General features: G+C 47.5%; 14 protein-coding genes. 1 reads left to right on the top strand and 13 read right to left on the bottom strand.

Features of this window, described 5'->3' with window-relative positions:
* Positions 1 to 19: 19 nt before the first annotated feature.
* The 4 genes from ACY2RR_RS02315 to ACY2RR_RS02300 form a co-directional block, all read right to left on the bottom strand.
* Complete coding sequence (locus ACY2RR_RS02315) at positions 20 to 982, bottom strand: XdhC family protein (RefSeq protein WP_490106524.1); 963 nt, start codon at positions 980 to 982, stop codon at positions 20 to 22.
* An 11-nt stretch (positions 983 to 993) separates the two neighbouring features.
* Positions 994 to 3189, bottom strand: a complete 2196-nt coding sequence (locus ACY2RR_RS02310; RefSeq protein ID WP_490106523.1) for a xanthine dehydrogenase family protein molybdopterin-binding subunit — start codon at positions 3187 to 3189, stop codon at positions 994 to 996.
* Complete coding sequence (locus ACY2RR_RS02305; protein WP_490106522.1) at positions 3182 to 3676, bottom strand: (2Fe-2S)-binding protein; 495 nt, start codon at positions 3674 to 3676, stop codon at positions 3182 to 3184. The genes ACY2RR_RS02310 and ACY2RR_RS02305 overlap by 8 nt, the downstream gene beginning before the upstream one ends.
* Before the next feature lie 199 nt (positions 3677 to 3875).
* On the bottom strand, positions 3876 to 5030 hold the full coding sequence (locus ACY2RR_RS02300; RefSeq protein WP_490106521.1) for a hypothetical protein: 1155 nt from the start codon (positions 5028 to 5030) through the stop codon (positions 3876 to 3878).
* A 171-nt stretch (positions 5031 to 5201) separates the two neighbouring features.
* Between ACY2RR_RS02300 and ychF the strand changes: the two genes are divergently transcribed.
* Positions 5202 to 6293, top strand: a complete 1092-nt coding sequence (gene ychF / locus ACY2RR_RS02295) for a redox-regulated ATPase YchF (protein WP_490106520.1) — start codon at positions 5202 to 5204, stop codon at positions 6291 to 6293.
* Positions 6294 to 6340: 47 nt separating this feature from the next.
* Here ychF and ACY2RR_RS02290 read toward each other — a convergent pair whose 3' ends face one another.
* The 9 genes from ACY2RR_RS02290 to ACY2RR_RS02250 form a co-directional block, all read right to left on the bottom strand.
* Positions 6341 to 8107, bottom strand: coding sequence for an N-6 DNA methylase (locus ACY2RR_RS02290; RefSeq protein ID WP_490106519.1), 1767 nt, complete (start codon positions 8105 to 8107; stop codon positions 6341 to 6343).
* A gap of 376 nt (positions 8108 to 8483) precedes the next feature.
* Positions 8484 to 9227 (bottom strand): flagellar type III secretion system pore protein FliP, encoded by a 744-nt coding sequence (fliP, locus tag ACY2RR_RS02285; protein ID WP_490106518.1) that lies wholly within the window; start codon positions 9225 to 9227, stop codon positions 8484 to 8486.
* Complete coding sequence (locus ACY2RR_RS02280) at positions 9224 to 9544, bottom strand: FliO/MopB family protein (RefSeq protein WP_490106517.1); 321 nt, start codon at positions 9542 to 9544, stop codon at positions 9224 to 9226. The genes fliP and ACY2RR_RS02280 overlap by 4 nt, the downstream gene beginning before the upstream one ends.
* 1 nt (position 9545) lies before the next feature.
* Entirely contained in the window at positions 9546 to 9959 is a 414-nt protein-coding gene (gene fliN, locus ACY2RR_RS02275) for a flagellar motor switch protein FliN (protein WP_490106516.1), read from the bottom strand.
* Positions 9952 to 10932 (bottom strand): flagellar motor switch protein FliM, encoded by a 981-nt coding sequence (locus ACY2RR_RS02270; protein ID WP_490106515.1) that lies wholly within the window; start codon positions 10930 to 10932, stop codon positions 9952 to 9954. Before ACY2RR_RS02270 ends, fliN begins: the two co-directional genes overlap by 8 nt.
* A gap of 150 nt (positions 10933 to 11082) precedes the next feature.
* Positions 11083 to 13179 carry a flagellar biosynthesis protein FlhA gene (gene flhA, locus ACY2RR_RS02265; RefSeq protein ID WP_490106514.1) on the bottom strand — a complete coding sequence of 699 codons (2097 nt, stop codon included), beginning with the start codon at positions 13177 to 13179 and terminating at the stop codon, positions 11083 to 11085.
* Positions 13180 to 13210: 31 nt separating this feature from the next.
* A complete protein-coding gene (flhB, locus tag ACY2RR_RS02260; protein WP_490106513.1) occupies positions 13211 to 14347 on the bottom strand; it encodes a flagellar biosynthesis protein FlhB in 1137 nt (378 codons plus the stop codon).
* Positions 14340 to 15116 carry a flagellar biosynthetic protein FliR gene (gene fliR / locus ACY2RR_RS02255; RefSeq protein ID WP_490106512.1) on the bottom strand — a complete coding sequence of 259 codons (777 nt, stop codon included), beginning with the start codon at positions 15114 to 15116 and terminating at the stop codon, positions 14340 to 14342. The genes flhB and fliR overlap by 8 nt, the downstream gene beginning before the upstream one ends.
* Positions 15117 to 15128: 12 nt before the next feature.
* The gene (locus ACY2RR_RS02250; RefSeq protein WP_490106511.1) at positions 15129 to 15398 is read right to left on the bottom strand and encodes a flagellar biosynthetic protein FliQ; all 270 of its coding nucleotides are present in this window, start codon (positions 15396 to 15398) and stop codon (positions 15129 to 15131) included.
* Positions 15399 to 15469: the final 71 nt, after the last annotated feature.

The raw sequence follows: 15469 nt of genomic DNA, 5'->3' as shown, positions 1-15469 counted from the left end.
GAAAATAACTCAGCCGCATTTAGCTGAGCTTATTTCGAAGGAGCTTATTTCTTTTAGCTGTGAGCTGGGCAACCACTGAAATGGCTATTTCCCAGGGAGTTTTACTGCCGGTGGGAATACCTGCCGGAGCAAAGAGTCTGGATAGTTGCTCTTGGGAAACGCCTAACTCAATTAAGCGTTTCCTGCGTTTTTCGGAGGTTCGGGAAGAACCCATAGCAGCTATATAAAATGCATTTCCGTGAAAGGCTTCCATCAGTGCCATATCATCAACCCGAGGATCGTGAGCCAGTGCAATAATGGCGTCATTGGCTCCCATAAAGCCTTCTCGGACAATGTCGTCAGGAAAAGCTTTTACCAGTTCAACGCCATCCATAGACCAACCTTCAATAAACTCATCCCGGAAATCACAGACTGTGACTGAGAAATCAACGGCCTGAGCCAACTCGGCAACACAGCGGGTAGTTTCTCCTGCGCCGGTCAGCAGAAGTTTAAATGCTGGGCCAAGTGTATGTTTAACCGATGCTTGGCTTTGTTCTATGGAGGGTGTTGATCCTGATTGCAGAGTCAAAAACCCTGTTTGAGTGCATACCTGCCGGGAAATCAGCTGCCCCTGCTGCAGAGTGGCTTTAATTTCCAGAAAGTGGGAAAGGTGAGACTCTTTTTCAAGCTTTTCCAAAAGTATGTTCAGGTCACCGCCACAAGGAAGAGCGAGTTTCACCTGATCATCTTTGGTTAATCCATAACTGTGAATAGACGGCGTTGTTTCAATATTATTGTTAGCTAGCTGACGCAACAGATCTTCTTCAATACAACCACCAGACAAGGAACCCGCAATCCCTTTGCCCGGTGAATAAGCCAGCAAAGATCCTGCTGGCCTTGGAGAAGAGCCCCAGGTTTCCACAATTGTGGCCAGCCAGACTTGTTCTGAATTGGCCAGCCACTGGCAAACCTGCTCTATAACCCTGCAGTTACTGCTATGCATGGTTTACCGCCTCAGGCCAGTTTCAGCGGAAGGTTGCGCAACCGTTGTCCGGTAGCCGCAAACACTGCATTAGCCACTGCAGGTGCTATTGGCGGAAGTCCAGGCTCACCAGCGCCGGTTGGTGATTCACGACTCTCAACGATATGGACATCAATCTCTGGAATTTCATGAATCCGCAGAGCCGGGTAATCATGGAAATTACTTTGTTGAACCTGACCATCTTTCAGGGTGATTTCACCGTGCAGGGCAGCAGTGAGGCCAAAGATAATTCCGCTTTCCATCTGGGCACGAACTATATCCGGGTTCACTACAGTGCCACAGTCTACGACACAGGTAACCTTTTCAACTTTAAAGCTGTTACCGGACACGCTGACTTCAGCAATCTGGCACACCCAGGTATCAAAGCTGAAGTGGAAACCAATGCCCTGAAAACGTTCTGCGGGCTGTTTACCCCAGCCAGCTTTATCTGCAGCAGTATCAAGCACATTGCGGGCACGAGGATGATTGTGCAGAAGTTTCTGGCGCAGATTCAGCGGAGACTGTTTGCCCGCATGAGCCAGTTCATCAATAAAGCTTTCGATGGCAAAGGAGTTATGAGAGTTGCCAACGGAACGCCAGTAGGTCACAGGAATGCCCGGATCAGCTTTTGCGTAATCAAGCTTTATGGCTGGAAAATCATAGGCAATAGTATCTGCGCCTTCCCATGGAGAATAATCTTCTGGCGCTAACGTTCCTTGTGCGGCAATTCCAATCTTTGCCAAAGTGCCATAACTCCACTTTGGCATAATGGAAAACATAGCGGGAGCAGCATCTTTGATGATCCAGTCCATCAGAGTGGGGCAGGCAACTTTGTGGCGCCATAACTGTGGCATTCCCTGCTCATCCAGAGTGCCGGTCATTCTGTGCAAAGCCGCTGGGCGGTAATGATCGTGACGGGTGTCGTCTTCACGGGACCAAACCAGTTTTACTGGTTTACGAACCTTATCGGATATTTCTACGGCTTCTGCGACAAAGTCCTGTACGAGCCTACGACCAAAACCACCGCCCAGATAGGTTGTGTGAATAAATACATCAGATGTTGAAAAGTCTGAAGCTCTTGAGGCTGCCACTTGAGCAAGATCGGGTGCCTGTGTGGGAGCCCAGATTTCTATGCCATATTCAGAGACATGAGCAACACAGTTCTGGGGTTCCATTGTTGCGTGAGCCAGGAAAGGCGCTTTGTATTCCGCTGTTATTGTGGTCGCGCTGTTTTTGGCTGCGTCATAGTCGCCAACTTCCCTAACAACCTTGGCATCATCTTTATCCATCTCCTGCGCATAAAGATCGAAAACATCATCCGATGAAATCTTGCCTGCTGGGCCGGGTTCCCATTCAGCATCAATAAGCAACGAAGCTTTGCGTGCCTGCCAATAAGTTTCAGCGACAACAGCAATGCCCTGGCTTATTGGGAATATATCAATAACACCTTTTGATAAACGAGCATTGTCGCCATTCAAGGTTTTCAGCGAGCCGCCAATATAAGGAGAGCGGATAACCAAGCCATAAACCATGCCTGGAATCTGGGTATCGATTCCATAGTCTGCCTGACCAAAGGATTTTGGTTGGCTGTCAGTCCGTTGATTTCGCTTGCCGATATATTTGAATTCACTGGTCGGTTTAAGAGGAATGTTTCCCGGCAGGCGTTTATCCGCAGCAACAGAGATCAACTTGCTCCAGCTAAGAGGTTCTTTGCTGGTGTGAAACACCATCCCCTCACTCACGCTGCACTCTTGTTGAGGAACCTGCCAAACTTCTGCCGCGGCCGATGCCAGTACGGCTCTCAAGCCTGCGGCTGCTTTACGAATAGGAGTCCATGCCGCGACTATGCTGGTGCTGCCGCCGGTCATCTGTAAACCGAAAAGAGGATTGCGATAATCTGTTCCTGCTGGAGCAAAACGGGTTTTGATACTTTCCGGGGAAATATCCAGTTCTTCCGCAACCAGTGTTGTTAAACCAGTCATGGTGCCCTGGCCCATTTCTACCCGGTCGATGACAAATGTAAGCTGGCCGTTTTTATCCAGTTCCAGCCAGGCATTAACCTGCCAGTCTTTTTGGCTTTCTTCAGGTTTTCCTCGGGTTACGCTTGGGACAGTAAAACCAACGATAAGAGCACCGCTGGCAGTTACCGATGTTTTCAGGAAATTGCGGCGAGAGATTGCATTACTCATTGTTGGTTTCTCCCGCTTGGGCTTTCTGGTCAGCCATGGCATCAGCCGCTAGGTGAATAGCGGCACGAATACGGGGATAGGTGCCACAACGACAGATATTGCCACTCATGGCAGCGTTAATATCGTCATCACTTGGGCTGGGATTATTTTCCAGTAATGCGGCAGCGCTCATAAGCTGGCCGGATTGGCAGTAACCACACTGGGGAACATTGTTTTCAATCCAGCTTTCCTGAAGTGGATGTGGATTCTCAATAGAACCGATGCCTTCAATGGTGGTGATGTTCTGGTTATTGGCAACGGAAACAGGAGTAAGGCAGGAGCGAATCGGAGAGCCATTTAAATGAACTGTGCATGCGCCACACAAACCCGCACCACACCCAAACTTTGTACCAGTGAGTTGAAGTTCATCACGAATAACCCACAGTAGGGGCGTATCACTATCAACATCCAGCTGATGCTGTTTACCATTCACGGTCAGGTTAATCATTTTATTCAGGCAAACGTTGTTTTTATTGGAAGGTACTATCTCTGATTTCTTTTTTTAGTGCAATTACTCTAAATGGGGCTTTGGAAGATTTTTCTGTTTGAGCGAAATGTTTTAGGTGGGAATCTGTGATACAGAGCTGCAGACATAATTGTCTGCAGCTTGTTGGTTTGAGTTTTCGCAGTGAGGGTATGGGGGATTACTATTCAAGCATTCCCCAGTCTTTTGCCTGTAGTGCAAACGCTTCTATGTTGGCTGGCTTAATGTAGCCGTCCTTAGCTTTGAAATTCACAACACCATCAAGCTCTGTGGCCCACTCTACAAACTTTGCAACAGTAGCGTCTTCACCTGAAGCCGCACATTGTTCCCCATACTCAAGAACAAGTTTTTGGAGGTTTGTCTCTATAGTCACGTTATCTTGAAGGTCATGATCTTTCAGAGTGTTATCTTCATCCTCTGGAATCTCAACATTATTTATGACCAGTTCAAATGCAATCCGAGCGTGGCCTATTTGAGCTTCATGACATGGCTTTTGGCTTGATAAAATACCAATCAAAGCCTCCTTTCGTTTATCAGCATTCTCAGGCTTAGTGAGCTCTCTCAACATATAAGCCATGCTGTCGATAGCCAGGATTGCTGCACCTGGTGTGGTTGGATCTGGATCTCTTGTCAGATGAAAGAATATACCCGACTCTTCAAGCAGCGCAGCCTGCTTCTGTTCAGGTGTTAATCTCTCATCATTGAGAATGGCCTTGTGATCATCAATGCCTTCCAGAACTCTCACATAAGTATTAAAACGGTTATGCAGTATTTCGGTCTCTTCTGTTTTCTCAGGAAGGACATCTTCCAGTAGTTGGAAATCAATGCCTGATTGGTTTACAAATTTGGTTTCTTTCGCCTTTTCAACGGGATCTTCCGTATGAAACAGGTCAACAGCTGCAGCTTCCGCGGCATCCCGATGGTAAGCCACCCCTTCTCCTTTCAGTTGAGGTTTGGCGTTGAGATCCGCCATGGGGAATTCTTCTGTACCGCCTTTATGGAAAGCAGCTTTTTCATCAGGGCGGTGGAAGGGGAATACTCCACTCTGTAAATTCCGGATAATTCGTTCTTTTAGTGGAGTATCGGCTTTAGATGAAGTCATGGCCTGCCTGGCCTGAGCGTAGAGAATATTGCTGGCTTTTCTGTGAAAGAGAAAATTTACCAGAAACCGCCAGGTTGACTTGTTGGGAGTGGCTTCCACTACAACCCGTCCTTGAGAGTCATGACCAAACTTCAGCCTGCTGAGATCGCCATGTGCGGCTTCAAGTTGGGTTAGATTCTGAACAAGAGTGCCGACATCCAGCTTTCCGACCGTCATAGTTATTTCCTCCCTGAATTTCATCCTTATGAGGAAAGTGTATATGTGATCGGAAAACCTGCCTGCCTAGCGCATAACAGGCATTTGAAGGCCTTCTCTCCGTTTTGCGCTCCCTGAAACCTCTGTATAATCTTCGCCTTTGATTTTTCGACTTCCTGACAGGACAACATCATGGGTTTTAATTGCGGCATCGTCGGTCTGCCGAACGTGGGTAAGTCCACTCTGTTCAACGCTCTGACCAAAGCGGGTATTGATGCCGAGAACTTTCCGTTCTGCACTATCGAACCCAATGCAGGCATTGTTCCTATGCCTGATCCGCGTCTGAACGCTCTGGCTGCCATTGTGAACCCTGAGCGCGTGCTGCCCACGACCATGGAATTTGTGGACATTGCCGGTCTGGTAGAAGGCGCTTCCAAAGGTGAAGGCCTGGGTAACAAGTTCCTGGCCAATATCCGTGAAACCGATGCCATCGCCCATGTTGTGCGGTGCTTTGAAGATGAGAACGTGATTCACGTTTCCAACCGCATTGATCCTATTGCTGATATTGAAATCATCAATATGGAGCTGGTTATGGCTGACCTGGACAGCTGTGAGAAGCAGATGAAGCGTCTGGTTCGTGTTGCCAAAGGTGGTGATAAAGAAGCCAAGGCCCAGATCGCTCTGCTGGAAAAGCTGATCCCGGCCTTTGAAGAAGGCAAGCCAGCCCGTGCCCTTGATCTGAGTGACGACGAGAAGAAGCTAATGCAACAGCTCTTCCTGCTGACTTCCAAGCCGACCATGTACATAGCCAACGTTGATGAAGACGGTTTTGAAGATAACCCTCATCTGGACAAGGTTCGTGAACTGGCAGCATCAGAAGGCGCTGTAGTTGTGCCTGTATGCAACAAGCTGGAAGCAGAAATTGCTGAGCTGGATGACGAAGAGCGTGATGAATTCCTGGCTGATCTGGGCATGGAAGAACCTGGTCTGGATCGTGTAATTCGTGCTGGCTACGACCTGCTGAAGCTACAGACCTATTTCACCGCGGGCGTTAAAGAAGTTCGCGCCTGGACTGTGAAGATTGGTGCTACCGCTCCACAGGCTGCCGGGGTGATTCACACAGACTTTATGCGTGGATTTATCCGTGCAGAAGTCACTTCCTACGATGACTTCATCAAATATCAGGGCGAAAAAGGCGCGAAGGAGGCTGGCTGCCTGCGTCTGGAGGGTAAGGAATACATCGTTCAGGATGGCGATGTTATGCACTTCCGCTTTAACGTTTAAAGCAATCTTACAGTGACCTTCCGTCCGGAAGGTCACTTATCCCACTCTTAATGTTCTGCTTCCCAAATCTGGCTCTGCTGGGCTGATATCTTTTCTTGCAGATAGGATATCTCAGCGTGAATCTTCTTGATCTCATGCCAGGACTGTAATACCAGACTTTGTTCTTCACTGGTGAGAAGTGGAATCGGCATTTTGCGAATATCACGGGTCTGTAAAAAAGCGACACCTGTACCTGAACGAATACTGGCCAGATATTGCTTTCCTGCCACAGAGTTCAGGTATTGAAATAGAATGCGCGAGTCTTGCATTGGCGAACCGGGCCTCAGGCGAATAATCTGAAAAGCCTGACCGGCAATCCAGTTGTCACCACATATAGCTGGTACCAGAGCTGTACGACCAGTATTGCCTTTTATAACCAGCAAAATATCACCAGGCTTAAGCTTCTGAGTTCTGGCTCTTCGTTGATGTTCTGCTCCAACAAGCACTGCTTTCTCAGGCTGTTGAACTTCACCCGAAGCGTTAATGTTTGCTGGTGCCACTTCCAGTGCATGTTCACTGGAATCGTTTCCCGCATTAGGAATAGCCTGAGCTCTAATTAATTCGCACAGGTTCTCAAGAGTAGAGAACTGTCGCTCTGTAGATGAAGCGTGTTTCTTCGATCCTTTCTCCGGCAGATAGCGACCAACATCAAGGTTGGTATCGTTAGCCAGTACATCTTCAATATCAGCACTGCAACAGTAATGGCTTACTGTTCCTCCAAGAATTGTTTCGACAATAGCGTCTCTGTTTTTTAAAACTGCCAGGCCATTCTTTCCTGCAGTTTTGAAATAGGAGCTGCTGGAATCAAAAAATAAGACTTCTGACGTTTTCTCCTGCCTGTCCAGCAAAAGCAACGAGGCCGTATTGCGATAACCGGGAATAGAGCCTGATGGAAGCTTTACCACAGCCTGAACCATTCTATTATTCAACAACCACTGCTTAAATTCTCTTTCCTTGCCTTTGGTTCTTTGCAACATGGCGCTAGATACGACAATTGCCGTGCGTTTTAAGGTTTGGCTTAATAGATGACGGATATAAATCACATCTCCGTACAAAGGCTGTTCAGGAAAACGTCCATAAAGGTCGTTTAGAGTACTAATTTGAAAACGTGTTTTAGGAGGGGGACAGCAGGCACTGTAATCAAATCGTTTTAATCCGCCGGGGGTTGTTTGGGTTGGGTTAGTTAATGGATTACCAAAAGCAATTTTACAGGTTTGATTTTTCAAATAGAGAGCAATTAGAGCAAGCAGTGAGTCGCCGGTTATTTCCGCAACAATGTTCCCGGCCTGAGATGCTTCCGAAGCAATATTTATATTTTCATCAAACGGGCAGTAAACAGAAGCACCCTCAGGAATATCCAAGAGTTCAGCTGCCAGCCCTGCTACCTCAGAAGGTAAAAACCAGCAGCTTTCTCCGGGGTTAGCTTGGTTCTGACAGCTAATCAAAGCATCAGGAATCTGTTCAAAATCCAGCAACTCCCGCTGCCAGGCCTGAAGCATGCTGTTTAACAGCTGCTGGGCTATGTCGCTGGGAATATGATCTATGGGGGGTTTTTGAAAGATTCGATGCTTGAGCGGCTCTGTCTCTGGGGTATTGCCAATAGCCTCAAAGCACTTTTTAAGCTCTGCCTCAGTAAAACCATCCATTTCGTTTTGATCGAGTTCCAGATCTTTTAGCCAGCAGCTTATCTGACCAACAAATTCCAACGCGTTGGAATACCACTGTTGCGAAGTATCCAGCCCCTGAGTGATACGAAGTATGACATCCCTGCTCATTGTTTTTCTCTTTCAGCAATCTGCCAAAAAAAGCGCAGCGGCACGGCTTAAGTCACAGGCGTTTCTGACCGAAAATTATGAGTAATAAAATAAATATAAGAAGCTTCTTTCAATAATTACAGGCGGAAAACATTAGTTGTATGAAAATAAAATAATCAGTCTGTGATTATTTTATTTTCGTCGTTACTTTCCTTGTAGATACAAATAAAGCACTGCAACTCTTTTTGTTGCACCAGATTCTATGAAGTGAAAGCTCTGAAGCGTTGTAAAACCGTAGGTTGGGTTAGCGAAGCGTAACCCAACACAAGGCGTATTGCTGAGCATAAGAGATTGATGCGGATGGAAGGGGCTTCAGAGTTTCCCAAGGGAAGAATAACTAAAAGAAACTACTAGCCAAAGTCCCCATAGTCAGAGCCCAGCCATCAACCAGAACAAACAGCATCAGTTTGAAAGGCAAAGAGATCATCTGAGGGGAGAGCATAATCATACCCATGGCCATAAGAACGCTGGCAACCACCAGGTCAATCACCAAGAAAGGCAGATAAATAATAAAACCAATCTGAAACGCAGTTTTCAGCTCACTGGTGACAAATGCAGGGATAAGAACTGAAAAAGAAATATCTTCCGGCTTATCCGGAGCTGCCATATTGGCAATACCAAGAAACTGAGCAAGATCTGACTCTCTTGTGTTGGACAGCATAAATCCTTTGATTGGCTCAGAGGCAATCTTCATGGTGTCCAGTAAACTAAGTTCTTCATTCAGGTAAGGCGTTACAGCTGCAGCATATATAGATTCAAACACTGGCATCATAATCAGTAGCGTTAGTGCCAAAGCCATACCAATCAGAACACGGTTAGGTGGTGTTTGCTGAAGACCAAGGGCCTGACGAAGAATGGCAAGTACAATAATAATTCGGGTGAAACTGGTAAGCATAAGCAGCGCTGCCGGAAGAAAACTCAGCGCTGTCATTAACAGCAGAATCTGCAGGGTTACGCTGTATTGCTGACTGTCACCATCATTAGTCACAGTCAGTACATCCATTCCCTGGGGGGCCGCAAAGGCTATTTCGGTAAAACTGGCAGCGGCAAACACTGCCAGCAGCGAAACGGCTCGGATCATGCGCTGTTCCGGTTCAGCAGGTTAGTCAGGTAATCGGAAAACTCCGTTGTACCAACTTTATTTGCCGGGAGCCTTTCCTGAAGAGTATGAAGACAAGTGGTTTGCTGGGCAGAAACACTGAGCAAAAGCTGCTGACCACCAACTTCCACCAGACAAAGTTTCACCTGCGAGGAGAGCGGCGAACTGGCAACAACTTTAATCGGGCTTTGGCTTTGCACTTTATTCAGGTTCAGGCGTTTGCCCAGTATTCCCAAAGTTAGGATCAAACCAACAATGCCCAGTAGAGGAAGTCCAATCTGAATCAAATAGTTTGTCATATCAGGAAAGCTTCCTCAGGCGTTCTGATTCGCTGATGACATCAATCATGCGAATGCCGTAACGATCATTCACAACCACCACATCGGCATAGGCGATAAGTGTTCCGTTTACTTTTACTTCCAATGGTTCAGAAGCTTCTTTCTCGAGCTCAACAATGGCGCCCTTATTAAGCCGCAATAAATCCCCAAGGTTAATGCGGGTGCTGCCTAGCTCTAATGACAAAGTGACTGGAATATCCAGAAGCAGGCCAAGATCCGGGCTTGTTGATTCACTGCCTTCCGCCTGAACGGCATCACCGCCGCCATGGGCTTTGGCCAGCTCTTCAACGCCGAGATCTCTTATCTGTTCCCCGCCATTTTGAGGTGGAGGGTTTTGCTCTCCCTCTTGGGAGGGAGTGTTTTCTTCGTCACTCATTATCCGTCCTCATCCTTGAGTTATATTGTTGCCCACGGCTTCCGGGCTTCATTCGGCGTACAATTTTCAGTGCAAGACTGTCATCAATAGTGCAAACCGTGGCTTTCAAACACGGCAGGCCAGAAACTTTTACCGTCACCTGGCCGGGAATATTGGTTTGAATAATGTCTCCGGATTTCAGGTTGAGAATATCCTTCAGAACCAGATCAACCTGACACATGGTGGCGCTGATCTCGACCGGGGCCAGCAAAACATTGCCACGAAGATTTTCTTCCCAGTGAGGGTCCTGGTCGGTATGGCGGTAGGCCTGAATACGTTCCCGAATCGGCTCCAGCGCTCGGTAGGGAAGAACAATATCCAGAGTGCCTTCAGTGTCGGCCATTTTGATACTGAAACGGCTAACCAATATCAGTTCGGTATCGTTGGAAAACAGTGTGGAGATTGGGCTGGACTGACTGTCCTGCAATTCAATATCAAAAGGAAGAATGGTTTCCCAGGTTTCTTTCAGGTTGTCCATTGCCGCACTCAGAAACTTGTTCAGCATCCGGGTTTCCGTTGTGGACATTTCCCGGTCTGGAGTAATTTCTGTTTTACCGGTGCCACCGAAGAACAGATCAATCAATGCGCCAATCAATTGATTGCTCACAGTGACAAAGCCAACCGATTTCAGAGAGTTCACTTTGAAAATATGAAGGCTATGGTCAGGTGACTCGGTATTGAAGTTCACAAACTTCACGGAATCGACGCCGGTAAACTCTACTTCGGGATTGTTACGAAACTGGTTGTAGAGACTGAACCGCAGCAGCTGCGCATAACGCTTATAAAGCACCGACAGAGTCGGTACCAGATCGTGAATCTTGTAATCTGGGTTTGTCAGGTCGAAGCGCTGCAGCTTATCGAACTGATCACCAATATGAATCCGTTCGTTCTTGCGACTTCTGTTCAGCAGCGTTTCAATTTTCTCACTGTTCACAGCTTCTCTCCTGCAATCCTTGCAGCTCGGTGCTCTCACTCTTTAAAAACTGCTTACAACAAAAGAGGGTATCTAATTGACTATAAAACCAACCGGAATTCTTGCCAGTTTTATTAGCAGCTTTTTCTATATCGTTGTGTTCGTTGTTTGCTAACCAACCTTGCCAATAATTTGCACATTACGGTTGTCAGGAATTTCATTAAACGACAGAACCTGTAAGCCGTCGGTGCACAATCTTGCATAGCGTGCCAGCAGTGGCCGTAACAACGGTGAAACAATAATGATTGGCTGCTTGCCGTCGGTTTGCATCTGGCGAGTGATATCCGGCAGGTTGGTTTGCAGCTGGTTAGAAATATTTGGTTCCAGTGCAATATTGTCTGGCGCAATGTTCCCGGCTTGTTGAGCCTGTTGCTGGGCTTTCAGAAGAATTTCTTCAAGCTTTTCATCAAGAGTGACAACGGGCATATCGGGTTGTGAACCAATCAGGTTTTGCACAATGCTACGGCGCAGAGCTTCACGGATTCTTCCAGATAACAAAATAGGATCTTTGATATTTTCATCTGTTGCCAGCAGGGTGTTGGCAATGGTACGGATATCGGAAATAGAAACTCTATCGGTTAACAGTTCACGCAGAACCTGTTGCAACTGACTGACCGATAAACGTTTGGGAACAAGTTCTTCAGACATTTTCGGAGACTGTTTGCCAAGATTTTCCAGAAGTTGCTGAACTTCATCGTGACCAAGCAGCTCACAGGCATTCTCTTCAATAATTTTGCTGACATGAGTTGCGATAACTGTCGGTGCATCAACAACGGTATAACCAAGACTGGTGGCTTGTTCCTGCAGTTCTTCTGTTACCCAGATGGCATCAAGCCCGTAGGCTGGGTCGGTTGTAGGGTTTCCTTCCAAGTCGCCATAAACCTGCCCAGGATTAATAGCGAGATATTTCCCCGGTTCAACTTCTCCTTCTGCAACACTAACACCCTGCAAAGTAATGCTGTAACCACTGGCAGGCAGCGAGAGGTTGTCGCGAATTCGTACACTGGGAATCAGAAAGCCCAACCGTGCAGAAAGGTTTTTACGAATGCCTTTGATTTGCCCAAGCATTTGCCCCCCCTGATTTTTATCCACAAGTGGAATCAGGCGAAACCCAACTTCTAAACCAAGAGGGTCAATGGAAGGAACATCTTCCCAGGTAAGCGGTGCATCTCCTGTTGGTTGGGTACTGGCTGGCGTTATTTCCGGTGTTTCTTCTTTCGCCTTACCTTTTCTATAAATCCACCAAGCGCCACCGGCCATAGCACTGCCCAAGCTGATAAAGGCAAGATGAGGCATGCCAGGAACAATGCCCATAATCAAAATAATACCAGCGGTGACGGACAGCGCACGGGGAGATGCAAACAGCTGCGTTGCAATCTGGTCTCCCATTTCCGCTGTTTCAGAAACACGGGTCACAATAATTGCGGCAGCGGTTGAGAGCAGGAGTGAAGGAATCTGGGCAACTAGACCATCACCAATGGTGAGCAAAGAGAAAACATTAAAGGCATCACCAAAAGTCATGCCGTATTTGATGGTACCAATCAGTAAACCGCCAATAATGTTTATGCCGAGAATCAACAGTCCGGCAATGGCATCGCCTCGAACAAACTTACTGGCACCGTCCATGGCACCATAAAAGTCAGCTTCACTGGTTACCTGCTTCCGACGTTCCAGCGCCTGTTCCTGATTAATCAGGCCAGCATTCAGGTCAGCATCAATTGCCATCTGCTTACCGGGCAAAGCATCCAGGGTAAAACGGGCAGACACTTCAGAAATACGGCCAGCACCTTTGGTGACAACCACAAAGTTGATAATCACAAGAATGGCGAACACCACAATACCCACCACATAGCTGTTACCAACAACCACTTCACCAAAAGCCTGAATCACCTTACCGGCTGCATCACTGCCGTTGTAACCCTGGAGCAATACAACACGAGTGGATGCCACATTCAGCCCGAGGCGCAGCAGAGTTGCTACAAGCAACAGTGTGGGGAATACAGCAAAGTCGAGGGGACGTTTGGCATAGATGCTCACCAGTAGCACCAGCAAAGACAGCGCAATATTAAAGGTGAAAAACATATCCAGCAGAAAGGGCGGAACCGGCAATGTCATCATTGCCATCAGGATCAGCACCATAATAGGTATGCCGACCTGAAGTTTGCCGAGTTTTGACATCATTCCTGATGTTGCTGCTTGCTCTGCCATGTTCTCGTTCCGTGAGAATTATTCTGTTTTTTTATCGTCTTAAATGTTTCGGAATATCAAACTCATTGGGTAAAGGTGTAGGCTCAGGCCCCATCCCTTTACTGAACTGCCGCAGTCGATACACGTAAGCGAGTATCTGGGCGATTGCCATATACAAGTCAGCCGCTACTTCCTGATTCAATTTTGTCGAGTAATAAATTGCACGGGTTAAAGCGGGCGAACGAACAACCGGGCGGTCATGAGCATTGGCCACTTCAATGATTTTCATAGCGATATCATCCACGCCCCGGGCAACCACAAAAGGTGCCTTGGCTCTCTCTGTATCGTATTTCAAAGCGACCGCGTAGTGAGTAGGGTTTCGAATGATCACATCGGCTTTGGGAACTTCCTGCATCATCCGGCGATTAGCCTGTTCCCGTTGAATATCACGGATACGGCTTTTCAGTTCCGGGCGACCATCAGTATCTTTCTGTTCATCTTTCAGCTCCTGCTTGGTCATGCGCAGTTTCTTGATGTGCTGCCACTTCTGGAAAGGGATATCGATTGCGGCAATCAGGGCAAGAGCAAAGGCGTAAGTGAGAACTCCTAGCCCTGCCAGCATCAGGCTGTGCATGAGTGCCGGGCGAACTGACTGACGATTCAGAGAAATCAGTTCCGGCCATTCATTCACAATCACCAGCACCAATGTTCCGACAACCAGTGAAACCTTCAGAATGGATTTAAACAGTTCAACTAAAGAGCGAATGGAAAAGATTCGCTTAATGCCCTGAATGGGACTGAGGCGTGAAATCTTCGGCTGATACTGTTTGTGGGAAAATGCCCAGCCGCCCATTAATAAACTGCCGGCAACAACAGAAAACAGAATCACAGCGAATACCGGTAGCAAAGCACCTATACCAGTCAGAACGCTATCGCCCAGATGTCTGGCCATCTGGGAAGTATCAAGAACAATCTCAGGGCGAAGTTCAAGGTTCTGGGTGAACAGCTGCTGAAATCGGGCAGACATAAACGGGCTGAAAGCCATCATGGCTGATACGCCCCCCAAAAACATACAGGTAGTTACCAGTTCTCTGGATCGGGGAACTTCACCATCTTTTTTGGCTTTCTCCAGTCTTCGTTGACTGGGTTCCTCTGTGCGCTCCTGTGAGCTGTTCTGATCTTCAGCCATGGGCGATCATCGCAGAGAGTTTTGAAAGAGTCTGATCAGTCAGCTCGGTAAATAATCCAGGTAAACCGGAAACTGATACTGCCAACACAATCAAACCTGCCATCATGCTCATGGGGAAACCCAAGGAGAAAACATTCAATTGTGGTGCAGCACGGTTCATCACACCAAAGGCAATATTCACCAGCAACATGGTGGTGATGGCAGGCAGGGCAATCAGTATGGCCGCTCCTAATGCCCAGCTCACCTGCATTGTCAAAGTATGCAGATCAAGCGTTGTACTGGTAACCGGGCCAACAGGAATAGCAGTAAAGCTGCTGGCAAGAACATTAATGACTATCAGGTGGCCATCTACAGCCAGAAACATCAGCGTTGCCATCACTTGGTAAATCTGGGCAATGATTGGAATGCTCACACCGTTAACCGGGTCATACATCATTGCCATGCCTAACCCCATCTGCAGAGAAACTATCTGCCCGGCCATGGCGAAAATACTGAAATACACATGAAGCAATAATCCTCCCATCCCGCCAATAAATATCTGTTGCAGGGTTATACGTAGGCTTTCTGGTGAAAAAGGCTCAACAGTGGGCATGGCTGGTAAAAGAGGAGCAATTAGCAGTGTGGCCACCGCAGCAAGAAGCAGGCGTACCTGGGCGGGCACCAGTGCAGAACCAATAATCGGCATAGTCATCAATAACCCAGCCACACGGAACAGTGGCCAGACAAATTGTCCAATCCATCCTGTCAGTTGTGCAGTGGTTAATTCCATTGAGAATGCCTGTTAATAAATTAATTCCGGGATCACGGTATACATTCGCTGGAACAGCTCCATAAATTCCCGAATCAACCAGTGGCCAGCCAAACCAATAGTGACAAGGGTTGCCAGGAGTCGGGGCAGGAAGCTTAAAGTCTGTTCATTTATCTGGGTGGCGGCCTGAACAATACTCACAACCAGACCCAGCAGCATTCCCGGCCCGATAATCACTGAGACGGTGATAACAATCAGGGTCAGGACATCCCTGAGAAGATCGACAACGGTTTCTGGAGTCATTCTTGTTGTTCCGTCGCTTCGTGGTTGTCGGGCTTCGTTTCTCAACCCGACCTACGAATTTAAACCAGCTT

It is taken from the genome of Parendozoicomonas sp. 2304DJ65-17 (assembly GCF_058148445.1).
The sequence above is the reverse complement of the archived record's forward strand: the minus strand, read 5'-3'. Positions and strand labels throughout refer to the sequence as shown.